20 protein-coding genes are annotated in these 25,008 nt (G+C 70.5%); 10 read left to right on the top strand and 10 right to left on the bottom strand.

Annotation, left to right across the window (positions count from 1 at the left end; all coding sequences use genetic code 11):
• Positions 1–103: 103 nt before the first annotated feature.
• Complete coding sequence (locus tag ABD212_RS02730; protein ID WP_344090940.1) at positions 104–1,330, bottom strand: pyridoxal phosphate-dependent aminotransferase; 1,227 nt, start codon at positions 1,328–1,330, stop codon at positions 104–106.
• Positions 1,331–1,400: 70 nt separating this feature from the next.
• On the bottom strand, positions 1,401–4,244 hold the full coding sequence (gene secA / locus ABD212_RS02725) for a preprotein translocase subunit SecA (RefSeq protein WP_344090938.1): 2,844 nt from the start codon (positions 4,242–4,244) through the stop codon (positions 1,401–1,403).
• Between the two features lie 415 nt (positions 4,245–4,659).
• On the opposite strand from secA, the gene ABD212_RS02720 reads away from it, so the two are divergent.
• Positions 4,660–6,450, top strand: a complete 1,791-nt coding sequence (locus ABD212_RS02720; RefSeq protein WP_344090935.1) for a DEAD/DEAH box helicase — start codon at positions 4,660–4,662, stop codon at positions 6,448–6,450.
• Positions 6,451–6,820: 370 nt separating this feature from the next.
• Positions 6,821–8,176 (top strand): hypothetical protein, encoded by a 1,356-nt coding sequence (locus tag ABD212_RS02715; RefSeq protein WP_344090933.1) that lies wholly within the window; start codon positions 6,821–6,823, stop codon positions 8,174–8,176.
• A 252-nt stretch (positions 8,177–8,428) separates the two neighbouring features.
• Here the strand turns inward: ABD212_RS02715 and hpf are convergent, their stop codons facing one another.
• The 5 genes from hpf to mtrA form a co-directional block, all read right to left on the bottom strand.
• Entirely contained in the window at positions 8,429–9,088 is a 660-nt protein-coding gene (gene hpf, locus ABD212_RS02710) for a ribosome hibernation-promoting factor, HPF/YfiA family (RefSeq protein WP_344090931.1), read from the bottom strand.
• 88 nt (positions 9,089–9,176) lie between these two features.
• Entirely contained in the window at positions 9,177–9,866 is a 690-nt protein-coding gene (locus ABD212_RS02705) for a ComF family protein (RefSeq protein ID WP_344090929.1), read from the bottom strand.
• A gap of 91 nt (positions 9,867–9,957) precedes the next feature.
• Entirely contained in the window at positions 9,958–11,643 is a 1,686-nt protein-coding gene (locus ABD212_RS02700) for an LpqB family beta-propeller domain-containing protein (RefSeq protein ID WP_344090927.1), read from the bottom strand.
• Positions 11,640–13,361 carry an MtrAB system histidine kinase MtrB gene (gene mtrB / locus ABD212_RS02695; protein WP_344090925.1) on the bottom strand — a complete coding sequence of 574 codons (1,722 nt, stop codon included), beginning with the start codon at positions 13,359–13,361 and terminating at the stop codon, positions 11,640–11,642. The genes ABD212_RS02700 and mtrB overlap by 4 nt, the downstream gene beginning before the upstream one ends.
• A 7-nt stretch (positions 13,362–13,368) precedes the next feature.
• The gene (gene mtrA, locus ABD212_RS02690) at positions 13,369–14,049 is read right to left on the bottom strand and encodes an MtrAB system response regulator MtrA (RefSeq protein ID WP_344090923.1); all 681 of its coding nucleotides are present in this window, start codon (positions 14,047–14,049) and stop codon (positions 13,369–13,371) included.
• 221 nt (positions 14,050–14,270) lie between these two features.
• Between mtrA and ABD212_RS02685 the strand changes: the two genes are divergently transcribed.
• The 6 genes from ABD212_RS02685 to ABD212_RS02660 all read left to right on the top strand — a co-directional run bounded on the left by ABD212_RS02685 (position 14,271) and on the right by ABD212_RS02660 (position 20,780).
• Entirely contained in the window at positions 14,271–15,641 is a 1,371-nt protein-coding gene (locus tag ABD212_RS02685) for a glycerophosphoryl diester phosphodiesterase membrane domain-containing protein (RefSeq protein WP_344090921.1), read from the top strand.
• Positions 15,638–16,330 carry a DUF4129 domain-containing protein gene (locus tag ABD212_RS02680; protein ID WP_344090918.1) on the top strand — a complete coding sequence of 231 codons (693 nt, stop codon included), beginning with the start codon at positions 15,638–15,640 and terminating at the stop codon, positions 16,328–16,330. Before ABD212_RS02685 ends, ABD212_RS02680 begins: the two co-directional genes overlap by 4 nt.
• Complete coding sequence (locus tag ABD212_RS02675; RefSeq protein WP_344090915.1) at positions 16,327–17,517, top strand: DUF4350 domain-containing protein; 1,191 nt, start codon at positions 16,327–16,329, stop codon at positions 17,515–17,517. The genes ABD212_RS02680 and ABD212_RS02675 overlap by 4 nt, the downstream gene beginning before the upstream one ends.
• On the top strand, positions 17,514–18,497 hold the full coding sequence (locus tag ABD212_RS02670) for an AAA family ATPase (RefSeq protein WP_344090913.1): 984 nt from the start codon (positions 17,514–17,516) through the stop codon (positions 18,495–18,497). The genes ABD212_RS02675 and ABD212_RS02670 overlap by 4 nt, the downstream gene beginning before the upstream one ends.
• A 46-nt stretch (positions 18,498–18,543) precedes the next feature.
• A complete protein-coding gene (locus tag ABD212_RS02665) occupies positions 18,544–19,845 on the top strand; it encodes a DUF58 domain-containing protein (protein ID WP_344092391.1) in 1,302 nt (433 codons plus the stop codon).
• A gap of 131 nt (positions 19,846–19,976) precedes the next feature.
• A complete protein-coding gene (locus ABD212_RS02660; protein WP_344090911.1) occupies positions 19,977–20,780 on the top strand; it encodes an aquaporin in 804 nt (267 codons plus the stop codon).
• A 57-nt stretch (positions 20,781–20,837) separates the two neighbouring features.
• Here ABD212_RS02660 and ABD212_RS02655 read toward each other — a convergent pair whose 3' ends face one another.
• On the bottom strand, positions 20,838–21,833 hold the full coding sequence (locus ABD212_RS02655; RefSeq protein ID WP_344090909.1) for a stage II sporulation protein M: 996 nt from the start codon (positions 21,831–21,833) through the stop codon (positions 20,838–20,840).
• A gap of 16 nt (positions 21,834–21,849) precedes the next feature.
• Between ABD212_RS02655 and ABD212_RS02650 the strand changes: the two genes are divergently transcribed.
• On the top strand, positions 21,850–22,707 hold the full coding sequence (locus ABD212_RS02650; RefSeq protein ID WP_344090906.1) for an RDD family protein: 858 nt from the start codon (positions 21,850–21,852) through the stop codon (positions 22,705–22,707).
• A gap of 25 nt (positions 22,708–22,732) precedes the next feature.
• On the opposite strand, the gene ahcY is transcribed toward ABD212_RS02650, so the two are convergent.
• A complete protein-coding gene (ahcY, locus tag ABD212_RS02645; RefSeq protein WP_344090904.1) occupies positions 22,733–24,208 on the bottom strand; it encodes an adenosylhomocysteinase in 1,476 nt (491 codons plus the stop codon).
• 68 nt (positions 24,209–24,276) lie between these two features.
• Entirely contained in the window at positions 24,277–24,483 is a 207-nt protein-coding gene (locus ABD212_RS02640) for a DUF3499 family protein (protein ID WP_344090901.1), read from the bottom strand.
• A gap of 69 nt (positions 24,484–24,552) precedes the next feature.
• Between ABD212_RS02640 and ABD212_RS02635 the strand changes: the two genes are divergently transcribed.
• Entirely contained in the window at positions 24,553–24,993 is a 441-nt protein-coding gene (locus ABD212_RS02635) for a metallopeptidase family protein (protein ID WP_344090899.1), read from the top strand.
• Positions 24,994–25,008: the final 15 nt, after the last annotated feature.

Genomic DNA, 25,008 nt, shown 5'->3' with positions numbered 1-25,008 from the left:
CGGGTTCATCAGTTCGATTGCCATGCCGGAACGTTAGTCGGGCCTGTAGACACGCGAGGAGGGGCTTGACGCTCGCGATCGACCCTGCACCCGGCCCAGCGGATCACTGCTTGTAAGAAGCGAGGAAGTTTCCGAGCCTCTCAACTGCCTCGGCGAGCACCCTCGCCTCTGGCAGGGTCACGATGCGCACGTGATCGGGGGTCGGCCAGTTGAAGCCGGTCCCCTGCACGAGCAGCACATGCTCCGACACGAGGAAGTCGTAGACGAGCTTCGCGTCGTCGCGGATCTCGTACACGTCCGGATCGAACCGGGGGAAGGCGTAGAGCGCGCCCTGCGGCTTGACGCAGGTGACCCCCGGGATGGCTTCCAGGCTCTCCCAGGCGGCATCCCGCTGCTCGTGAAGCCGGCCGGTGGGCATGATCAGCGCATCGATCGACTGCACGCCCGAGAGCGCAGCCTGAACAGCGTGCTGCGCCGGGACGTTCGGGCACAGCCGCGTCGAGGCGAGCAGCGTGATGCCCTCGATGAAGCCGCCGGCGTGATCCTTCGGCCCAGTGATCACCAGCCAGCCGGACCGGTACCCTGCGACGCGATAGGTCTTCGAGAGGCCGTTGAAGGTGAGGCACAGCAGGTCGGGAGCGACCGATGCCATCGGGATGTGGCGCGCGCCGTCGAAGAGGATCCGATCGTAGATCTCGTCCGACAGCACGAGGAGCGAGTTCTCACGGGCGATCTCGGCGATCCCCTCGAGCACCTCTCGGGTGTAGACCGCGCCGGTCGGATTGTTCGGATTGATGACGACGATCGCCTTGGTGCGCGGAGTCACCTTCGCGCGGATGTCGTCGAGGTCGGGCTGCCAGCCGTTCAGCTCGTCGGCGAGGTAGTGCACCGGAGTGCCGCCGCCGAGGCTCGTCATCGCGGTCCACAGCGGATAGTCGGGCGCTGGGATGAGCACCTCGTCGCCCTCGTCGAGGAGGGCCTGCATCACCATGGTGATGAGTTCCGAGACGCCGTTGCCGAGGTAGACGTTCTCGGGGCCGAACGGCGGGAATGTCGGATCCTGCTCGTAGCGGTAGACGACGGCCCGACGGGCCGACATGATGCCGCGACTGTCGCTGTAGCCATGTGCGTGCGGCACTGCCTCGATCATGTCGCGCACGATCTGGAACGGCGCTTCGAATCCGAACAGCGCGGGGTTGCCGGTGTTGAGCTTCAGGATCGTGTGACCCTCGGTCTCGAGCCGATCCGCCTCGACGAGTGCCTGCCCGCGGATCTCGTACAGGACGTCCTTGAGCTTGCGGGACTGGTCGAGCGTTCGGAGCGGCGTCATCGGATCAGGATAACCGCCGCCCGTCAGGGCCAATCGCCGGCGAGTGGACCTCAGCCCCCGCCGGCGCGGCTCACTTCTTCTTCTCAGCCGCCCGGCGCTGCGCGCGGTTGAGCGGTGCGGCGGGGGCTCCCGCGGCGGGGGCGTCCGTGCGCTGACCGAAGGCCCCCCGAGGAGCTTCGGCGACCGGGGCCGCCTGCTGCGCCGGCTGGCTCGCCGCCGCCGGTGCGACCGTCGCCGTTGCAGCCTGACGCAGCCGGCTGGTGGCCGCCTGCTGGACCTGCCCGCGGTCGTTGCGCACCTCGACCTCGCCGACGTCGTTCGCCGCGGAGTACTGCAGGCGCTGGCCCTCGACAGGGGCGGCCGCAAGACCCTTGGCCTCGACCTGCGCGACCTCGGGACCTTCGCCCTCGGCGCGACGGATCTCGACCTCGAGGTTGTAGAGGTAGCCGACAGACTCCTCCTTGATCTGCCCCATCATGGACTGGAACATCTGGTATCCCTCGCGCTGATACTCGATCAGCGGATCGCGCTGGGCCATCGCACGCAGGCCGATGCCATCCTTGAGGTAGTCCATTTCGTAGAGGTGGTCGCGCCAGCGGCGGTCGAGCACCTGCAGCACCACGCGTCGCTCCAGCTCGCGGGTCGCCGGCGTGCCGAGGGTCTCTTCGCGCGCGGCGTAGGCGATCATCGCGTCCGAGAGGATCTCGCGCTGCAGCCCCTCGGCGGTGATGCGGCCCTTGGTTCCGGCATCCGCCACCACCTCGTCGATGGTCACGCCGACGGGATAGAGGGTCTTGAGCTCGGTCCAGAGGGCGTCGAAGTCCCAGCTCTCGGTGTGGCCGCTCCCGGTGTGGTCTTCGATCACCGCCGAGATGGCGTCTTCGATGAAGTGCTGCACGCGATCGGCGATGTCGTCGCCCTGCAGGATGTGCCGGCGGTCGGAGTAGATCGCCTCGCGCTGCCGGTTCAGGACGTCGTCGTACTTGAGGACGTTCTTTCGGATCTCGGCGTTGCGCGCCTCGACCTGGGACTGCGCGCTCTTGATGGCACGCGAGACCATCGTCGACTCGATGGCCACGTCGTCCGGGAAGTTGGTGCGGGCGAGGATCGCCTCGGCGGCGCCGGACTGGAAAAGGCGCATCAGGTCGTCGGTCAGCGAGAGGTAGAAACGGCTCTCACCGGGGTCTCCCTGACGGCCGGAGCGACCGCGCAGCTGGTTGTCGATGCGCCGGGACTCGTGACGCTCGGTGCCGAGGACGTAGAGTCCACCCGTCTCGACGACCTTGGTGGCCTCCACGGCGACTCGGTCGCGGGTGCCCTGGTAGACGGCATCCCATTCCGCCTCGTACTCGTCCGCCGTCTCGACCGGATCGAGTCCCTTCGCCTTCATCTCCTGCACGGCGAGGAACTCCGCATTGCCGCCGAGCATGATGTCGGTTCCGCGACCGGCCATGTTGGTGGCGACGGTGACGGCGCCGAGACGCCCGGCGCGCGCGACGATCTCGGCCTCGCGCGCGTGGTTCTTCGCGTTGAGGACCTCGTGCCGGATGCCCTTCTTCGCGAGGAGTCGCGAGAGGTACTCGCTCTTCTCGACGCTCACGGTGCCCACCAGCACCGGCTGGCCCGTCTCGTGGCGCTTCGCGATGTCTTCGACGACCTGGGCGAACTTCGCCTGCTCGTTCTTGTAGACGAGGTCCGACTGGTCCCTGCGGATCATCGGCTTGTTCGTCGGGATCGGGACCACGCCGAGCTGGTAGGTCGACATGAACTCGGCGGCCTCGGTCTCGGCCGTGCCCGTCATGCCCGAAAGCTTCTCGTAGAGGCGGAAGTAGTTCTGCAGCGTGACGGTCGCGAGGGTCTGGTTCTCGGCCTTGACCGGCACCGCCTCCTTGGCCTCGATCGCCTGGTGGATGCCCTCGTTGTAGCGGCGACCGACCAGGATGCGGCCGGTGTGCTCGTCGACGATCATGACCTCGTCGTTCATCACGACGTAGTCGGCGTCGCGCTTGAAGAGCGCCAGCGCCTTGATCGAGTTGTTGAGGAACGAGATGAGCGGCGTGTTGGCCGACTCGTACAGGTTGTCGATGCCCAGGTAGTCTTCGACCTTCTCGATGCCCGGCTCGAGCACGCCGATCGTGCGCTTCTTCTCGTCGACCTCGTAGTCCTCGCCGGCCTCGAGCGTCTTCGCGATCTTGGCGAACTCCACGAACCAGCGGTTGGCCTCGCCCGATGAGGGGCCCGAGATGATGAGCGGCGTGCGCGCCTCGTCGATCAGGATCGAGTCGACCTCGTCGACGATCGCATAGAAGTGGCCCCGCTGGACCAGGTCCTCCTTGCGCCACGCCATGTTGTCGCGCAGGTAGTCGAAGCCGAACTCGTTGTTCGTGCCATAGGTGATGTCGGCGTTGTACTGCTCGCGGCGGACGTCGGGCGTCTGCCCGGCGACGATCGTGCCGGTCGTCATGCCGAGGGCACGGTAGATGCGGCCCATGAGCTCCGCCTGGTACGAGGCGAGGTAGTCGTTCACGGTGATGACGTGCACGCCCTTGCCTGCGATCGCGTTGAGATACACGGCGAAGGTGGCGGTCAGCGTCTTGCCCTCACCGGTCTTCATCTCGGCGATGTTGCCGAGGTGAAGTGCGGCGCCGCCCATGACCTGCACGTCGTAAGGGCGCTGGCCGATGGTGCGCTTGGCGGCCTCGCGGACCGCGGCGAACGCCTCGGGCATGAGCTTGTCGAGCGATTCGCCCGCCTCGTGCCGGGCGCGGAGCTCGGCGGTCTCGCCGCGGAGCTCTTCGTCGGTCAGCTGTGCGTAGTCCTCTTCGAGGGCGTTCACGGCCTTCACGACCTGCTGAAGCCGGCGCAGGATGCGTCCCTCGCCGGCACGAAGCAGTTTCTCGAGTGGGTTGGCCACTGGACGATCTCCATCTGTCAGGTGCGGCGCGGTTCGGCGCCGATGCCGCCCGGCGCGAAGCGTCCAGGCATACCCGCCCATGTTACCCGGCCGTGATCTTGGAATGGGCTGGATGCCGTTGCGGCGGCAATCGCCGGCGCGCGGCGGGGCCGCCGCGGCGGCCATCGCGGGGCGGCATCCACCGCCCTTGGGCCGCCCGTGTGGCCGGATCTGTCGCAGGACCGGAGGGCGCCCGCTCTCACCCGCGCGCCCTCCGCTGAGCGGAGGGACACAGGCAGGCGGAGGGCGCACACCGCGTGGCGCGGCCCTCCCCTCCCCATATCGCCTCCGCTCAGCGGAGGGCGCGCGCCCTTCACCCGGCCGCCGGCCGCGTAGGCGCACGAGCGAACACGGGCGCCACGCACTAACCTGAAGCGTGTCCACAGTCGATGACCGGGTCGAGGCCGAGGCTCCTGACGAGCCCGCCGTGATCACCTTCCGCGACCTGGGATTGGGCGACGCCGTCCTCAAGGCCCTGAGCGATGTCGGGTACGAGACGCCATCAGCGATCCAGGCGGCCACGATCCCGACGCTGCTGGCGGGCCGCGACGTCGTAGGTCTCGCGCAGACCGGAACGGGAAAGACGGCGGCATTCGCGCTGCCGATCCTCGACCGGCTCGACGTCTCGCAGAAGACCCCACAGGCGCTCGTGCTCGCGCCGACCCGCGAGCTCGCACTGCAGGTCTGCGAGGCGTTCGAGAAGTACGCGTCGCATGTGCGCGGCGTGCACATCCTGCCTGTCTACGGCGGGCAGGGCTACGGCGTGCAGCTGTCGGCGCTCCGCCGCGGGGTGCACATCATCGTCGGCACGCCGGGCCGGATCATGGATCACCTCGACAAGGGCACCCTCGACCTGAGCGAGCTCAGGTACCTGGTGCTCGACGAGGCCGACGAGATGCTCAAGATGGGCTTCGCCGAGGATGTCGAGACGATCCTCGCCGACACCCCCGACACGAAGCAGGTCGCGCTGTTCTCGGCGACGATGCCCGCGGCGATCCGGCGGATGTCGCAGCAGTACCTGCATGATCCCGAAGAGATCACGGTCAAGACGAAGACCACCACCTCGGCGACGACCGCCCAGCGCTACCTGATCGTGTCGTATCAGCAGAAGATCGACGCGCTCACCCGCATCCTCGAAGTCGAGAACTTCGAGGGCATGATCGTGTTCGCCCGCACCAAGAGCGCGACCGAGGATGTCGCTGAGAAGCTGCGTGCCCGGGGCTATTCCGCGGCAGCGATCAACGGCGATATCGCCCAGGTGCAGCGCGAGCGCACCGTGAACCAGCTGAAGTCCGGCAAGCTCGACATCCTGGTGGCGACGGACGTCGCGGCCCGCGGCCTCGACGTCGAACGGATCTCGCACGTAGTCAACTTCGACATCCCCACCGACACGGAGTCCTATGTGCACCGGATCGGCCGCACCGGCCGTGCCGGACGTTCCGGCGACGCGATCAGCTTCGTGACTCCCCGCGAGCGTGGGCTCGTCAACGCGATCGAGCGTGCGACGCGCCAGCCGCTCACCCTGATGCAGCTGCCGACGGCCGAGGATGTCAACGTCACGAGACTTGCGCGGTTCGACGACCGGATCACAGCCGCGCTCGGACAGGCCGAGCGCATCGACGGGTTCCGCGACGTCATCGCCCACTACGTCCGCCACCACGACGTGCCGGAGGTGGATGTCGCGGCCGCACTGGCGGTCGTCGCACAGGGTGAGTCGCCGCTGCTGCTCGAGCCCGAGCCCGAGCGTCCGAAACGCGAGTACGACGACCGCGGCGACCGTGGCGACCGGCCCGGCAGATTCGACCGCGACGATCGCGGCGGCCGCCCGGAACGCCGGCCGCGGCCGGGCGGCGGCCGGATGGCGACCTACCGCATCGCCGTCGGCAAACGGCACCGGGTCGAGCCGCGGCAGATCGTCGGAGCCCTCGCGAACGAGGGCGGGCTCAGCCGAGGGGACTTCGGGGCGATCCAGATCCGTCCGGACTTCTCGCTCGTCGAGCTGCCGGCGGATCTGCCCCGCGACACGCTGGACCGACTCTCCGACACGCGGATCTCAGGCAAGCTCATCGAGCTGCGGCTGGATACCGGCGGCCCCGGCCGCGGACAGAGGGATGACGACGACCGGCCGCTCCGCAAGCCCCGGCACCGGGACTCGCCCGACCGCTGACCCAGCCTGCCCGGGCCTGGAGCGGCATCCGAACTTCGGAGAACGCGCCGGATGCCGGATCATTCCCTTTCCCGCGGGCCGAAAACCGTGCGACTCTCCGAACTTCGGAACGCCGGGCCGCGGCATCCGCCGCCTGCGCGGCCGCATCCGCCTGCGCGGCACTCGCCGCCTGCGCGGCATCCGCCCGCGCGGCCGCAGCCACCGGTCTCCACCCGGGTCCGAACTCCGGAGAGCGCGCCGAACATCGGAGCACCTCACCCCCGCGGGCCGAAACTCGGCCCGTTCCCCGAACTTCGGAACGCCGGCCCGCGGCATCCGCCGTCTCCACAGCCCTCAGCCGCCTCTCGGGCGCCGAACCTAGGATCGAGCCATGGCAGGATTCTGGGGCAGACGCAGGCGTGAAGAGCAGGAAGCACTGGCGGCACAGGACGCGGATCTCGCTCGACAGGCGCAGACCTCACTGGTGTCCGCTGACGAGCGCATTCGGGTCACCACCGACGAGCTGACCTTCGCTGAGCTGGAACTCGGCGTCGAGCCGACGGAGGACCTCCGCAAAGCCTTGGTGGCGGTGCGCACCCACCTCGCCGAAGCGTTCCACCTGCACCAGCTGAACCACGACGAGATCCCCGACACCCCCGAAGAGCTCCGCACGCGGAATGCGCGGATCGTGCAGCTCTGCGAGTGGGCCGAGGACCTCCTCGACGATCGCACCCACGCCCTCGCCGAGCCCATCGCCCGGGCCCGGCGCGCCCCCGAGATCATCGCGGGAGTCCGAGCGGATGCCGAGCGGCTCCGTGCGCGGCTCCCGCAGGCGCGCGAGACCGTCGCCCGGCTGGCGGCCCGGTACGCCGCAGACGCGCTCACCCAGATCGACGCGAACCCTTCCCATGCCGAGCAGCTGCTCGGGTTCGCCGAGCACAGCGCGTCGGTGTCCGAGCGCCGGCGGGAGGCCGGTCAGCGCGAGCAGGCGAATCTCGCTCTCGAGGCTGCCACCGAGGCGGCACGTCGCGCCGCGACGCTCATCGACGCGGTCGAGACGTTCGAGGTCGAGGCCCTCCGCGCCGAGTCGACCCTGTCCGCGATCGCCGAGGACTCCCGGCAAGACCTGGTGGTGGCCCGGACGGCCCCACAGGTACCCGCCGTCACAGCTGCGATGGCCGAGCTCGACGCGGCGCTGCACGCCCTCCCCGCCGCGGGGGTCAACACCGACCCGTTCACGCTGCTGACCCGGCTGCGTGAGGCGAACGGGGCACTGGATGACGCGATCGCAGCCGCCCACGAACGTGCTGCGCATCCAATCCCCCCGCTCGATCACGTCCGCCATGCCATCGACGACGCCGACCGCCAGCTTTCGGTCACACGGGACGTCATCGCCGGGCACCGTGGCTGGATCGGCGCCGATGCGCGGACGCGCCTGGCCGAAGCCGAGCGGATTCGCGTCGACCTCGACCGCTACCTCGGCACATCGGCCTCGGCCGCCACGATGATCGACGAGGACCACCGCGAGCAGGCGCTCGCGATGGCCCGACGCGTCGGCTTCCTGGCGAACGAGGGTCTTCAGCTCGCGCAGCGCGACATCGACGCCTCCCGTCCGCAGGTCGGTCCCGGTCAGTTCGGGCCGAATGCCGGCTGGGGCGGCGGCCGGCGCGATGGCGGCAGCGGCTTGAACGGCATCCTGGGCGGTTTCGTCATCGGCAGCCTGCTCGGCGACATCTTCGACGGCTGATGGGTCGATGCCGCGTAGCGGCGTTGAGGCGTCAACCCCCAAGGTCGTGCAGCCGGTCGAGCGGGCGTATCGAGATCAACGAACGCCGATATGCGGGTCACGCCGCACGCGGTCGCCGAGCCCGTCGAGTCTGCGCAGCCCTTCGACGAGGTGACCGCTGCTCGACCGGCCTCCCCGCCCAGCTCCGGCCGCGGACAAGGCGCGGCCGCCCCGAGCGAAGCCCGGCGCGGCCGTAGAAGAATGCTCGGCTCGCTACGACGCGAGCTCCTCGGGGGGCGCGGTCGCGGTCAGCGAGATGACGCCGTAGTCCCAGCCCTTGCGCCGGTAGACCACGCTCGGATGGTCGGTGCTGGCGTCGATGAAGAGGAAGAAGTCGTGGCCGACGAGCTCCATCCGGTCGACGGCGTTCTCGACGGTCATCCACTCCGCGCCGAACTGCTTCGTGCGGATCACGACCGGCGTGTAGTCCGCCTCGTCCTCGTTGCCGGTGATGATCGGGATCTCGCCCGTCGCGACCGCGCGCAGCACGTCGACGGATGCCGGCTGCACATCGATTCCCTCGATGGCGCCGCTGCCCTTCTCGTACTTGGCGCCGCGCGGGTGCTCGCGGGCGTCCACGCGCTTCTCCTTCGCGCGGCGGAGCTGCCCGCAGAGCTTGTCGACCGCCAGGTCGAGTGCGGCGAACTTGTCACCGTCGGTGGCTTCGGCCCGCACGAGGGGACCCTTGCCGGTGAGAGTCAGTTCCACAGTGTCGTCCTCGACACGGCCGTTGTGATACACGCGGTGCGTGACCTTTATGTCCACGCGCTGGGCGCGGGGCGCAAGGTGCTCGATGCGGGCGGCCTTGTCTTCGACGACTGTGCGGAAGCGATCGGTGATACCCACTCCCACGCCGACGATGCTGGTTTCCATCCCTGACCTCCTTGTTCCGGTCCACCCGGCCAAGGGCGGACCCTGAGTCGCCTTGTCTCCCCCACGGTAGCCCCGCACCCGCCTGGTGTCACCCATGAGTTTCGAATGCGTCGGCGGCCCCTCGGACGGGTCCCCGGCCCCGTCGCGGAGTCGCCGCGATCGTGGCCGCGCCCACCACGAGGGCGCCCCCCGCCCGCAGCGCGCGGGCTGCCTCGGCGAGTGTGGCGCCCGTGGTGACGACGTCGTCGAGGATGATCACCCGGCGGCCCGCGGCATCCCGCGCCCGAAGACTCGCCGCGACGTTCGCCCGCCGGCGACTCCTGTCGAGGCCGCGCTGATCGCCGGTCCGGCGCGCTGCGACCAGCAGCGGTGCGACCTCGAGACCGGCGCGGGCAGCCACGAGTTCGACCACCCGGTACCCGCGCCGCCGGAAGGCCGAACGGGACGTCGGAATGGGCACGAACACCGCCGTCGGATCCCCGATCGCCATAGCCGCCGCCGCGAGCGCAGGGGCGAGATCGCGGGCGAGTCCGGTGCGACCAGCCTCTTTCAACGCCCGCAGCACGCGGGCCGCCACGCCCTCGAAGCGCACGCCGCTCCACACCCGCAAGCCCTCGACGTCCTGCCGCCGCGGGTGGGGACGCAGTGCATCGGTGCAGGCCTCGCAGAGCCCGATGTCGGGCTCATCGCAGCCGGCGCACGAGATCGGCAGTACCAGGATGAGCGCCTCTGCCAGCGCCGCGCGCACGGTCGAGACGAGCCGTCGAACGACGTTCACAGCAAGACCCTGGATGCCGCCAGCCGCCCGAACCCGTCGTGTCCTGGGGTCTGTGGAGACGCGCCCCGACCGGCCGAGCTGAGGAGGAGCCCTACCCCTGCGGCATCCCCTGCTGCGTCGCGAGGACGAGAATTCCGGATGCCGTCTGCTGCCAGTTCGTGCCGCGTCGCACGTAGAGGAGTCCATCCTCGCCGCGCATCCGGACCGCGGACACCGCGCTCGCGCCGGCGAGCGATGCCATGCCCGCCGGCGCCGCGGTCGATCCAGCAGGCCCGCCCACGAGCTGCTCGGAGACCTGCGAGGTGTCGCCGGCGTGCGACAGCGCGCCGAGCGTGATGTCGTCGAGCCACGCCAGACTCACCCCGGTGCCCACCGCCTCGCCGAGCGCCACGGGGGCGCCGAGCCGCTTCGGGGTGCCGTCCGTCGCGCGGACCACGCCGGCGATCCACACCTGGGTGCTGCCTCCGGATGTGACCGTCGCGGCCATCCGCGCGCCGTCACGCGAGATGGCGATCGAAGACACCTCGGTGGCGCCCGGCCACGCGTCCGCGACTGCCACGGAGCTGCCGTTGGGCAGGTGGGCCGTAAGCGCACCGGGGTTGGACCGCGGCACGCTCCACACGGTGTGGAACTGGTCGATCGTCGGATCGACCAGGCCGGGCCGCGCGTCGACCCGGTCGGACGAGCCGTCCGCCCCCTGGCGCCACACGGTGCCGTCGGTGAGGCGCAGCGCAGCCCAGTCGCGGTCGGCGGTCACCTGGATCGACACCGGTGAGACGGTCTTCACGACATCGCTCAGTCCGGGCACGGGCTGGAGCTGCTCGCCCACGAGGAACCCCAGACCGTCCTTCGTGAGCACGAGCGACGGGCCGGTCACCCGTGTCGAGCGAACCGGCACGGGACTGGCGCTGATCGGCGTGGTGCCGACCGAGAGCTGGACCTCGACGACACCGGCCGTCGCCAGACTCGCCTGCAGCTGCGTCAGCATCCGATCGAGGGTGTCGGGTGGCACGGACAGCGCTGACTCGCTGAGATCGACGTGGGCGACGCCGGACGGGTCGACAGGCACGGACGGCAGCACCGTGACGCCCTGGAACGAGGTCGTCACCGAGTCGGCGAGCCACTCGCTCGGCGGCTTGTTGACGAGCGCTTCGGCGACGCGCGTCGCGGCGTTTCCGGTGGGGAACCAGCGCACATCCGGCACGAGGTAGCTCCAGGTCGGATCGAAGTACATGACCGAGTAGTGGTGGAACACCGTGGGGAACACATCACGGTCGAGCACGATCCCGTCACGGACCTGAGTGATGCGCCATTCGCCGTCGGCCTGCTTGGCGAGCTCGAACGGCAGGGATGTCGGCCCGCCTTCGGCCTGCTCATAGGCGCCCTTGTCGTCGACGGTGGCGACGGCCACGAGAGACAGTGACACCGAGCCTTCGGCGGCCGACGTGTAGACGCGATCGCCGAGCACGTCGACCGTGACGACCGCTGTGGGCTTCCACTTGTCGCGGATCTCGGGCGCGAGGAACTCCCGCGCCCGCTCCCAGGTCTCGGTCAGTCCCGGACCCGAGCCCGCGCGGATGAAGCCCTCGACGATCTCCTTCGGCGTCGCGCCCGGCTGCGGCCGATCGGGCAGGAACGAGAAGTCCGGGGGATTGGCGTCGGCGTCGGCCGGCAGTCCGGGATAGACCTGCCCGCTCGTGGGCAGTCCGGCGCACGCCGAGAGGACCAGCGCCACCGCGAGGACGACGACGGCCAGGATGCCGCGCCCGCGCCTCATTTCGCTCCCCCACGGGCAGGCTGGGCCGCATCCGCGGCGCTGCGCGCGGGATCGGCGCGCGCCACCTCGATCGGCTGGGTGAGGCCGAGAGCTTCGACCGCCGCGACGCTGTCGTCGCCGGGATCGGCCGGGATCGGCGATGGAACCGTCAGGCGCGTGCCCTGACGCGGCAGGGTGAGCACGAAGTGGGAGCCTCGTCCGAGCTCCGACCACACCGCCAGCTCGCCTCCGTGCAGGCGGGCATCGCCGAGCGCGATCGACAGCCCGAGCCCGGTTCCGCCGATCGTCCGCGTCCGCGAGGGGTCCGCGCGCCAGAACCGGTCGAAGACGCGCTCGACGTCCTGCGGCGTCATGCCGAGACCGTAGTCGCGGACGCCGAGCGCGACCGCCTGCTGGTCGCTGTCGACGGTGACGACGATCGGGCGTCCCTCGCCGTGCTCGATCGCGTTGCCGAGGAGGTTGCGGACGACGCGACGGACTCGCCGGGGATCCATCTCGACGGGCGAGTATCCGCCGGGGGCGACGAGGCGGACATCGGTGCCGTGCTGGTCTGCCAGCTGCTGCATGGAGGCGATGACGTCTTCGGCGAGGTGGGCGAGACTCGTGGCCTCCAATTCGAGCTGCACCGATCCCGCGTCGTAGCGGCTGATCTCGAGGAGGTCCGTGAGGAGCGTCTCGAATCGCTGCACCTGGGCGTTGAGCAGCTCTGCCGCTCGGGCGGTGGCGGGATCGAACTCGTCGCGCTGGTCGTTGATCATGTCGGCGGCGAGCCGTATGGTCGTCAGCGGCGTCCGCAGCTCGTGCGAGACATCCGACACGAACCTCTGTTGCACGAGCGACAGGTCCGCGAGCTCCTTGATCTGCGATTCGATGCTGTCGGCCATCGCATTGAAGGAGCGCCCGAGTGTCGCCAGCTCGTCCTCGCCGCGAACCGGCAGACGCACGTTCAGCTCGCCCGCCGCGAGCTTGGCGCTGGTCTCGGCCGCCTGCCCGATCGGCGTGGTCACGGATCGCAGCACGAACCATGCGATGCCGCTGATGAGCAGCACCAGGCCGACGCCGACGATCCACAGCGTCCCCACCACGAACCCCAGCGTCTGCGAGGCGTCTCCGAGGTCGTAGGCCAGGTAGAGCTCATAGCCGCCGACCTCGGGCACCTGCAGCTGCTGCCCGACCACGATCCCCGGCACGGTGCCGCCGATGCTCGGCAGCGCCACCGACTGCCACCACTGCTGATCGCCGTTTTCGCGCACCTGGGTGCGCAGCTGGTCGCTGATGATCGATTCGAAACGCGGATCGGTCGTGAAGTTCTGGGGCGCATTCGGCGACGGCGGACCGATGCGGAACGCCGCGATGATGTCGCTCGAGGCCTGCTGCGCCAGGGTCGTCCGCACCGCGGTCATCAGGTTCTGGATCTGCAGCCCGTCGCCCTGCACCGCAGCGTTGTCGAGCGTCGTCTGCGCCGCGGTGGTCGCGCGCTGCGCGTAGCCCTGCACCTGACGCAGGCGCGAGCCGAAGAGGTCGTTCTGGATCGCCAGCGCCATCCAGATGCAGGCGATGGCCACGGCGAGCGCGGTGAGCGCGAGCGTGATGAGGATCGTGCGGAATCGCAGCGAGCGACGCCACAGGCTGGCGACGTTCGCGGGCCACGCCCGCCAGTGGCGCCAGCCGTTCAGGGACCCGTGCGGTCCCGCGGTCCCCGCGCTCGCGGTCGCCATGGGCACCTCACACGACGGCGCCGGCGCGGTAGCCGACGCCGCGCACCGTCGTGACGATCCTGGGGTTGTCCGGGTCGAGCTCGACCTTGGCGCGCAGTCGCTGGACGTGCACGTTCACCAGTCGCGTGTCGGCCTTGTAGTGGTAGCCCCACACCTGTTCGAGCAGCATCTCGCGGGAGAACACCTGCTGCGGCTTGGCGGCGAGCGCGACCAGCAGCTCGAACTCGAGCGGGGTGAGGGCGATCGCGTCGTCGGCGCGACGGACTTCGTGTGCGGCGACGTCGACGGTGAGGTCCCCGATGCGCAGCATGTCGCTCGTCGGCTGACCGACGGGACGGAGCCGCGTGCGGATGCGGGCGACCAGCTCCTTCGGATTGAACGGCTTCACGATGTAGTCGTCTGCGCCGACCTCGAGGCCCTTGACGACGTCCGCGGTGTCGGCGCGAGCGGTGAGCATGATGATCGGGACGCCGGACTCGCCGCGGACCCTGGTGCAGATCTCGATGCCGTCCATCCCCGGGAGCATCAGGTCGAGCAGGATGAGGTCGGGACGCTCGGAACGCCACACGTCGACGGCCTTCGCGCCGTCGGCGCAGAACACCGTGTCGAATCCCTCGGTGCGCAGCACGATGCCGATCATCTCGGCGAGGGCGGTGTCGTCGTCGACAACCAGGATGCGTGAAGTCATCTAACGCGTTCGTCCTTTGCGCTTCCGCAGGGTGTCGGAGTGGATGCGCCCCCTGCGCTCTCCACAGAGTAATGGACACCCGCTGGGCGTGAGCCGAACGTGCCTGTGAGCGCGCCGAGCGGGGCCTCGCGGGTATGACACGATAGGGGCAAGCCCGAGGGGCGCGCGACGAACGCGGACGGCCCCACCCGCGAAGGGGATCCGATGCACGAGGGGATGCTGTGACCGCGTATCCGGCCTGGACGCCGGCGTCCCGACCAGGGATCATCCCGCTCCATCCGCTCGGCTTCGGGACGATCCTCGGCCGGTCCTTCGTCGCGCTGCGCCAGAACCCGCGCGTGCTGCTCGGCTTCGCCCTCGTCGTGCAGACGCTCGCGTACATCGTGCTGATCCTCGCTGTCGCGGGAGTGGCGTGGGCATCCTTCTCGCGGCTCGACACCGTGCGCTACGGAACCGAGGAGTTCGACACGATCATGGCCGGATCCATCGCGATCACGGCGATCGCGGCGATCGTGCTGGGCCTTGCGGCCGGCGCCCTGAGCGTCGTCGTGCAGGGCATCGTGGTCAACGAGGTCGCGCACGCGGCGGTCGCCGAGAAGCTCACGCTCGGCGGACTCTGGCAGGGCGTCAAGCCCGTCGCGTGGCGGCTCCTCGGCTACGCCTTCCTTCTCGTCATGGCCCTGCTCGTCGGCATCGGGGTCCTCGCCCTCGCCGTGGTGGGCATCGGCATCGTCGCGCCTGCGGGGGCGATCGCGCTCACCGTGCTGCTGGTGATCGCCGCGATCCCGCTCCTGTGGTGGCTGTCGACCAAGCTCCTGCTCACACCTGCGGCGATCATCCTCGAGCAGGCGACGATCCGCCGCGCCATCGCCCGCTCGTGGACCCTGGTGCGAGGTCGCTTCTGGGTCGCGCTGGGCGTCATCCTGGTGATCTCGCTCACGTTCAACGCGGTCGCGCAGGTGATCGGCATCCCCTTCACCCTGCTCTCGTCGGGACTCACCTCGATCATCGCGCCGACCGGAGCCCCCGATGTGTCCGCCTTCATCGGCGCCCTGGTCGTGCTCCTGCTCACGCAGATCGTGACGCTGCTGATCCAGGCGGTGGCCATCGTCGTGCAGTCCACCGCCACGGCACTCGTCTACATCGACTGCCGCATGCGCCACGAAGGGCTCGACCTCGACCTGCTCGCCTACGTCGAGAGACGGGATGCCGGTCACCCGGCGCTCCCGGATCCCTATCGCGAGCACATCGGGCGGGTGATCCTCGCCCAGCCGGCACTGGTCGGCTACCCGCTGCCTGCCTATCCGGCGGGCGGCGTGTACCCGCAGCCTGCCTATCCTCAGCCTGCCTATCCTCAGCCGCCGGACGCGCAGCCGGGATACGGTCCACCGTCGGGAGCAGCCGGACAGCCGACCGTTGCGCCGTCGGGAGCGGCCGGACAGCCGACCGCTCCGCCCCCGCCGGGATACCGGCACATCCCGGCGGCGCCACCCGCGTCTGCTTCACCCGCCGCAGATCCGGCCACGCCCGCGCCGACGCGCTGGGCGCCACCCGGGGAAGCGCCGGACATCGCCGGCCGCGAGTCACCGTGAGCCTGATCGCCATCGCCGGATCGTTCGCGCCGCGATGGGTCGATGCCGCGCTTCCGCTCACTCCCGACGGATCCGAGGGCCGCAGACTCGCCGAGCACGAGCTCGGAGATCCGGTGTACCAGGCGGCCCAACCCACCGTGATCGATCGCATCGCCCGGGCGGTCGCGCAGTTCTTCGAGCGGCTCTTCGACGTCCAGCTGAACGGCGGGTGGGGCTCGGCGTTCGCCGTCATCGCGTCCGTCGTGGTCGTGGTCGTCATCGTCGTCGCGTTCATCGTGTGGGGCGTCCCGCGGGCGGTGCGCCGCGCGCCCGCCGAGTCCGCCTCGCTGTTCGGCGAGGAGGAGGCGCGCTCGGCCGCCGAGCTCCGCAGCGCGGCGGCATCCCACGCCCTCAACGGCGAGTGGGATGCCGCGATCGTGCTGCGATTCCGCGCGCTCGCTCGCGGGGTGTTCGAGCGGGGGGTCGTCGCCACCCCGCCAGGCGCGACGGTTCACGCCTTCGCGCGGTCGGCAGCTCTCGTCTTCCCCTCGTCGGCGACGGAGCTCGAAGCGGCTGCGACGGCGTTCGATGACGTGCGGTACCTGCGGCGGCCTGGGACGGCCGAGCTGTACTGGTGCGTCGCCGATGTCGACGACCGCGTGACGAGTCTGCGAGCCACCGTGCCCGATCATGCCGGAGCCCCCGCATGACCACCGTCGCCCCTCCCCCGACGAGGCGCCGGAGCGTCCTCGGCTGGATCGCCGTCGGCGTCGTGCTGCTCGTGGTGGGCGGCATCGGCGCCGCGCTCTCGGGACTCGGGCGCTGGAACGAACGCGACGCGCTCGACCCCGACTCCGCCGGGCCGCTGGGCGCGCGCGCGCTCGCTCAGATCCTGCGACAGCAGGGGGTCGAGGTGATCGTGGCACGGGACCGCGGCACCGCCGCGGAGGAGCTGCAGGCCGGGGCGACAACCCTCGTGCTGCCGGACGCACCGGCGCTGTCGGATGGCGCGATCCTCGCGCTGACCCGGCGCGCCGCCGACGTCGTGCTGATCGAGCCGCGCTCGCGCACGCTCGACCTGCTCATCCCCGGCTCGAAGGCGGCAGGCGTCGCACCTGCCGACACCGTTGTCCAGCCTGAGTGCGAGCTGGCCGAGGCGGTGCGATCGGGGGCGGTCTCCACCGGTGCGGTCTATGCGCCGGGCGACTCCTCGGGCATGAGCTCGTGCTACCCCGCGGGTGGCGGATTCGGTGTGCTGGTCGCATCTTCCGTCGCGGGTGGCCCTGCCGACGGCCGAGTCGCGGCGCTCGACGGACGCGCGCTCCTGACCAACGAGATCCTCGCCGAGAACGGCAACGCCGCGCTCGGGCTGAACCTGATGGGCCGGCATCCCACCGTCGTCTGGTATGTCCCGGGGATCGCCGACACGGATCTGCAGAACGCCCATCCCTCGCTCGGACAGCTCACGCCCCCGTGGGTCAGCCCGGTGATCGTGCTGCTGCTCATCGCGGGGCTCGCGGCCGCCGTATGGCGCGGCCGGCGATTCGGGCCGCTCGTCACGGAGCGCCTGCCGGTGTCGGTGCGGGCGGCCGAGACGACCGAGGGCAGGGCGCGCCTCTACGCCAGGTCGCGTGACGCGCTCCACGCGGCCGACCAGCTCCGCATCCCGGCCCTTGCGCGGATCGGCCGCGCCCTGGGCCTCGGAGCCGGGTCCACCGCCGCCGAGATCGCGGATGCCGCGGCCGCACGGACCGGACTCGACCGTGCGGTGGTCCACGGCACGCTGATCCACGACATCCCCCGCGGCGACGCCGACCTCGTCGCCATCGACGCCCGCCTGCGGCACCTCGAGGACGCCGTCCACGCGGCCGTCCGACCGGAAAGGAACCCTCGATGACCGATCTCGCGCCTCCCCTCCCCCGGGACGACGCCGCGCTGCGCGATGCGATGAACCGCGTCCGGATCGAGGTCGGCAAGGCTGTGGTGGGCCAGGACGGCACGGTGACGGGTCTGCTCATCGCCCTGCTGGCGCGCGGCCACGTGCTGCTCGAGGGGGTTCCCGGCGTCGCGAAGACACTCCTGGTGCGATCGCTGAGCGCCGCGCTCGGTCTCGACACGAAGCGGATCCAGTTCACCCCCGACCTGATGCCCGGAGATGTCTCGGGATCGCTCGTCTACGACGCGCGCACCGGGGAGTTCCAGTTCCGCGAGGGCCCGGTCTTCACGAACATCGTGCTCGCCGACGAGATCAATCGCACTCCGCCGAAGACCCAGGCCGCGCTGCTCGAGGCGATGGAGGAGCGACAGGTCTCCACCGACGGCGTCACCCGGCCGCTGCCGGATCCGTTCCTCGTGGCCGCGACGCAGAACCCGATCGAGCACGAGGGCACGTACACCCTGCCGGAGGCGCAGCTCGATCGGTTCCTGCTGAAGCTCGTCGTCGACCTCCCGGCACGGGAGGCCGAGCTCGCGGTGCTGCGCCGTCACGCCGGAGGGTTCGATCCCCGCGACCTCGCCGGGGCGGGCCTTCGGCCGGTGGCGAGCGCCGATGAGATCCGAGCTGCGCAGCGGGCCGCGGCATCCGTCACCGTCTCGGACGACCTGCTCGGCTACGTCGTCGATCTCGCGCAGGCCACGCGCCGCAGTCCCTCGGTGCAGCTGGGGGTCAGCCCCCGCGCGTCTACCGCGCTGCTCGCCGCCGCGAAGGCGTGGGCGTGGCTCGGCGGGTACCCCGCCATCACGCCCGACCACGTGCAGACCATGCTCCTGCCCACCTGGCGGCACCGCATCCGCCTGCGCCCCGACGCCGAGCTCGAGGGCGTGTCGGTCGACGCGGTCCTCGGCTCGGTGCTGCAGCAGACCCGCGTGCCGATCTGACGCCGGGCGCGTCAGATCCGAAGAGCCCATGAGCAATCGCACGAGCATCTACGTCACCGGCCGGCTGCCGCTGCTGGTCGGTCTCGGCGCGGTACCGGTCGTGCTGCTCTCCGCCGCGGGGGTGGACGCGTGGCTTGCGGCGTCTGGCTGGGTGGTGCTGTGCGTGCTGGCGGCACTCGCGGATGCCCTGGCCGCACCCGATCCGCGAAGGGTGCGCGTCGAGCGCACCGCGCCGCGACGCGTGCTGCTCGGCCAGCCGGCTGCGAGCGAGCTGCGGCTGCGCAACGACGGTTCGAGGATGCTGCGCGGCCGCGTCCGTGACGCGTGGCAGCCGACGGCGATGACGTCCGCCGAGCACCCCCTGATCAGCATCCCGCCCGGCGAGAGCCGCGTGGTCACGATCCCGCTGCTGCCCCGCCGGCGAGGCGAGCTGACCTCCCGCTTCGTCGTCCTCAGGTCTGACGGGCCGCTGCGCATCGCCGGCCGACAGCTGCGCGTGGACTCGGTCGGCGCCGTGCGGGTGCTTCCGCCGTTCACGGCACGACGGCACCTTCCCTCCCGTCTCGCGCGGCTGCGCGAGCTCGACGGCAACACGAGCGTCCAGGTGCGCGGACAGGGCACGGAGTTCGACAGCCTGCGCGAGTACGTGCGGGGCGACGACGTGCGCTCGATCGACTGGCGGGCCACCGCCCGGTCCGCGACGACCATGCTGCGCACCTGGCGGCCCGAGCGCGACCGCCATGTCGTGATCGTCATCGACACCGGCCGGACCGCTGCGGCGCGGGTGGGCGACGGCGTCCGGATGGATGCCGCGATGGAGGCGGCACTTCTTCTCGCGGCCCTCGCCTCCCGCGCCGGCGATCACACCCACCTGCTGATGTTCGACCGCGTCATCCGCGCCCGGGTGAGCCGCGTGGAGGGACCCGCGCTCCTGCCGGCACTCGTGGACGCGATGGCGCCGGTCGAGCCGCAGCTCATCGACACGGATTGGGATGCCGCGTTCGCACAGGTGCGGGCGCTGACCTCGCGTCCGTCGCTCGTGGTGCTGCTCACGGCCCAGGACGCAGCGGAAGCGGCTCGGGGATTCCTCGGCTCGCTGCCGGTCCTCACCCGGCGCACCCATGTGCTGGTCGGAACCGTCACGGACGAGGCCGCGGCGCGGCCGGAGCGGCCGGACGCCGCCGAGGTCTACCACGCCGCCGCGGTGCAGCGCGCCGAGCGCGATGCCGCGGTGGTCGCCGCGGCGATACGCCGCGGCGGGGCGGAGGCGATCGCGGCCGACCCCGAGGCGCTCCCGCCGCGGATCGCGGATCGGTACCTGGCGCTCAAGGCCGCAGGCCGGCTCTGAGGGGATCGTGCGGGCTCTCGCGCCGATCGGACCGCCCGAGCGGCGCTCCCTGGGAAAGGCCTGTGGATGCTCTAGGCTCGGGCCGGGGTTCCCCCTCTGGCCCCGGATCACCTCGCGAAGGAGAAGCGCCCATGAGCGACCCACGCCCCGAGAAGCCGATTGCACCGACGCCTCTCGAACACACTCCCACCGCCCCGTCGACCGCGGCGACGCTCGTCGCCGAGGCGTTCGGAACCTTCCTGCTCGTGCTCGGCGTCGTCAGCACCGCCCTGTTCGCCGCCGGATTCGGCGAGGGCACCGACGCGGCCAACAAGGGCGTCGGCTTCCTCGGCGTCTCGCTCGCCGTCGGCCTGACGGTTGTGGCAGGCGCCTACGCCTTCGGCCCGATCTCCGGCGGCCACTTCAATCCCGCCGTCACGCTCGGACTCGCGGCCGCAGGCCGGTTCCCGTGGGCCAAGACGTGGGCGTACATCATCGTCCAGGTGATCGGCGGCGCGGTCGCCACGACGATGGTCGTCCTCATCGGCCTGTCCGGACCCGACAACTGGCTCAGCAACGCCGAGGACGGCGGATTCGCCTCGAACGGCTGGGACACCCTCTCGCCCGGCGGGTTCGGCATCAGCGCGGCGATCGTCGTCGAGATACTGTTCACCGCGCTGTTCGTCGTCGTCATCCTCGGCGTGACCCACCCCACGCGGGGCAATCCCGGCTTCGCGGGCCTCGTCATCGGCCTCACCCTGACGCTGATCCACCTCGCGACGATCCCGATCGACAACACCTCGGTCAACCCGGCGCGCTCGATCGCGACCGCGATCTACGGCGGCGGCGCGGCCCTGTCGCAGCTGTGGGTGTTCATCGTGTTCCCGATCGTCGGTGCCCTCATCGCCGGCTTCGTCTACCGGGCGCTCTTCGACAGCGCTCCGAAGACGGCCTGATGCACGCGGAAGCGGCCCGGTCATCGATCGACCGGGCCGCTTCGGCATGTCGGCGGGTCAGCCCGCGACGAGTGTCGGCGTTCCCGTCTCGTACTCGGTGAGATCGCCGGTCTCGCCTCGCCGGTGGGCACGACCCCCGACGACGAGCATGTAGACGAGGAACAGCGCGAGTGCCGCTGCGCCGATCCCGATCTTGATCGGCCACGCCCAGGGCTGCCGGGTGACGAATCCCTCGATCGTGCCCGAGATCGCCAACGCGATGACGAGCCCGATTGCGATCGTGCCGAGCGACCTCCCCGCCGCGGCGAGGGACTCTCCGCGCGACCGTGGTCCAGGGGCCACCCACGCCCAGAAGATCTGGAGGCCCGCGGCTCCCGCGACGAAGATGCTCGTCAGCTCGAGCAGCCCGTGCGGCAGGATGAACAGCGCGAAGACGTCGGCGTGGCCGAAGGCCGCCAGCACGGCCGCGGCGGTGCCCACGCCGACGGCGTTCTGGACCAGCACCATGAGCGGCCAGAACCCCGTGATTCCGAACATGATGCATTGCGCGGCGATCCACGCGTTGTTGGTCCACACCGTTCCGGCGAACGTCGCGGGCGCGTTGTCGCTGTAGTAGTGGGTGAAATCGTGCTCGGCGTACTGCTCGAGCCGCAGGCGACTGCCGAGGCTCGCCACGAGCGCCGGATCCTGCGAGATCCACAGCGCCACCACCGTGACGACCGCGATGAACCCGACGGCGATCGCGAGCGTGACCCAGCGCACACGGTAGAGCGCGGCCGGGAGCTGCAGCGCGAAGAACCGCGGAATCTGCCGCACGACGTTCTCGGAGGTCCCGGTGAGTCTGAGCCTCGCCCGCGCGAGGATCGTGGAGACATGGTCACCGTGGGTCGTCCGCCCTGCGGAGGTCTTCACATCGGCGAGGTCCGCCGATGCGGCCCGGTAGCGCGTCACGAGCTCGTCGATCTCGCGTCCCGAGAGGCGGCGTGCGCGGCTCAGTTCGTCGAGTCGCGCCCACTCGTCGCGGCGGGCGGCGGTCAGGGCATCGAGATCCATTTGGTTTACTGTACCCATGCCCGCCGAAGGTGCCGCCGCCCGTGTCCACGCGGTCGAGATCCATCAGGACGAGATCCTGACCGGCGAGGCGGTAGCCCTCGATGTGCAGCCCCTCGGGTACTTCCTGCGTGCGCTCGGCGTGCTCATCGACATGATCCTGGGCGTGGTCGTCTTCGTGCTGTTCGCACTCGTCAGCTCGTGGCTGATCGCGCAGGGACTGCTGGATGCCGCCGCGGTGCCGATCCTCACGATCGGCCTGATCGCGGCTGTGACGGTCGTGATTCCGACCGTCGTCGAGACGGCATCGCGGGGACGCTCACTCGGAAAGCTCGCCGTCGGGGGTCGCATCGTGCGCGCCGACGGCGGTGCCACCGGATTCCGGCATGCGCTCATCCGGGCGCTGGTCGGCGTCTTCGAGCTGTGGTTCACGGTGGGCGCCGTCGCCGCGCTGGTGGGAGCTTTCACCCCCCGTTCGCAGCGTCTCGGCGATCTCCTGGCGGGCACCTACTCGGAGCGCACCCGGACTCCGCGGCTGCCCGCCTACGCGCCGGGCGTGCCGCCCGTCCTCTCGGGATGGGCGGCGGGAGCGGATGTCGCGCGGCTGCCCGACCGCCTCGCGCGGCGGGTCGCCCAGTTCGTGGACCAGGCCCACAACCTGCAGCCCGCCCCTCGCATGCGTGTGGCGGCCTCACTCGCCGAAGAAGTCGCGCCACTCGTCTCGCCGGTCCCCGCCGTCGATCCGGAGACGTTCCTCCGCGCCGTCGTCGCGGTGCGGCGCGACCGCGAGCTGCGTGCTCTGCAGCTCGAGGCGCAGCGCGTCGCCTCGCTCACGAACGCGACGTCCGACGTCCCCCGGGATTTCCCCGAGCGGTGATCTGCACGGTGTCCCGGGGCGCTGATCAGTACCTGTACTGGTCGAGTTTGTACGGGCCGTCGACCGGCACGCCGAGATAGGCGGCCTGCTCCTCTGTCAGGGTGGTCAGCTCCGCCCCGAGCGCACCCAGATGCAGCCGCGCGACCTTCTCGTCGAGGGACTTCGGCAGCGTGTGCACCCCGACGGGATACGCGTCACGGCGCGTGTACAGCTCGAGCTGGGCCAGGACCTGATTGGAGAACGACGCGCTCATGACGAATGACGGATGCCCGGTGGCATTCCCGAGGTTCATCAGGCGCCCCTCGCTCAGCACGAGGACGCTGCGTCCGGTGGGAAGCCGCCACTCATGCACCTGCGGCTTGATCTCGACGCTCTCCGCGCCGGGCACCGCGGCGAGCCCCGCCATGTCGATCTCGTCGTCGAAGTGGCCCACGTTGCCGACGATCGCGAGGTGCTTGAGGCCGAGCAGATGCTCGACCGTGACGACGCGGGTGTTTCCGGTTCCTGTGATGAGGATGTCGACGTCCCCGATGACGGATTCGAGACGTGCGACCTGGAAGCCGTCCATCGCCGCCTGCAGCGCGCAGATGGGGTCCACCTCGCCGACGATGACGCGGGCGCCCTGTCCGCGGAGCGCCTCGGCCGCGCCCTTGCCGACATCCCCGTATCCGGCGACGAAGGCGACCTTCCCGCCGATCAGCACGTCGGTGGCCCGGTTGAGACCGTCGGGCAGCGAATGGCGGATGCCGTAGGTGTTGTCGAACTTCGACTTCGTGACGGAGTCGTTGACGTTGACGGCGGGGAAGAGCAGCTCGCCGGATGCCGCGAGCTCGTAGAGCCGGTGGACTCCGGTGGTGGTCTCTTCGGTCACGCCGATCATGCCGGCGGCGATGCGGGTGAACCGCTGCGGGTCATGATCGAGGCTCGCACGCAGGGTCTCGAGGATGATGCGGTACTCCGCCGAATCGCCTGCCGAACCCGCGGGAACCACGCCCGTCTTCTCGAACTCGACGCCCTTGTGCACGAGCAGGGTCGCGTCGCCGCCGTCGTCGAGGATGAGGTTGGGGCCGTCGAAGCCCTCGGCGGACCAGTCGAAGATCCGGTCGGTGCAGCGCCAGTACTCGTCGAGCGTCTCGCCCTTCCACGCGAAGACCGGCACGCCCGCGGGCTCATCGACGGTTCCCGTCGGGCCGACCGCCACGGCGGCGGCGGCCTCGTCCTGTGTCGAGAAGATGTTGCAGCTGGCCCACCGCACCTGCGCGCCGAGCGCCACGAGCGTCTCGATGAGGACGGCGGTCTGCACCGTCATGTGGAGGGATCCGGCGATGCGAGCACCGGCGAGCGGCTGAAGAGGTCCGAACTCGTCGCGCAGCGCCATGAGTCCCGGCATCTCGTTCTCGGCGAGGCGGAGCTGATGGCGGCCCGCCGCGGCGAGCGAGAGATCGGCGACTTCGAACGGGAGCGGACGGGCCGATGTCTCGGCGGTGGGTGTCTGCGGCATCCGCCCATTCTTCCACGGGGGTGCGGGCGCGCCGCCCGCGGCGTCCCCTGACCTTCCGGGTCCGCTCGTCAGAGGCGAAGCGTCTCGTGGCGGACGACGACCCAGCCCTTCGGCACCGAGAGCCGGTCGGTGTGGATGGCGCAGAGGTCGTGCGCGTGCGGATCGGCCGCGGCGCCGAGGGGCCCGACCGCGGCCATCTGGTCGGCGTAGTCGTACGTCAGCGTGGTCACGGCCTCGCGGGCGCATCCGACCTTGGAGCACAGTCTCTCTCGCATCGTGCCCACGCTATCCACGGTGGGGGTGCGAGCCGGGATGCCGCGCCGCGACGCCCGTAGGATGGGGCCATGGCATGGCGACGGGCGAAGAGCGCCGAGCCCGCGCGCCCACGAGTGTCGCGGCACGGCCGCCACGGCCGTGAGGGACGCAGCCCGGTCGTTCGGCCTCCCCTGCCGCCGCTGGACACCCGGGTCGACCGCTTCGACCTGGCTGTCGGCACCGCCGCGGAATTCCTCCGCTCCGCCTGGGAGGAGCTGCGCGACGTGAGCTTCGAGATCGCGGATATGCCGGCGGCGACCGACGAGGACGGCATCCCCCGCTGGACCGTGCTCTCGGACGAGAAGCGCATCATCCTCTACCGCCTTCCGATCGAGCGTCTCAGCCACCTGCATCGCGACGACGACCTGCACAGGCGGATGATGATCGAGGGATGCGTCTTCCGAGCCGCGGCCGAGTACCTCGACCGCGATCCCTGGGATCTCGGTCCCGAGCGATTCCGCTACTTCTGACCAACCCGTCGCCCG

The organism is Microbacterium deminutum (genome assembly GCF_039530205.1).
Taxonomy (GTDB): Bacteria; Actinomycetota; Actinomycetes; order Actinomycetales; family Microbacteriaceae; genus Microbacterium; species Microbacterium deminutum.
This window is presented reverse-complemented; position numbering and strand designations above follow the sequence as displayed.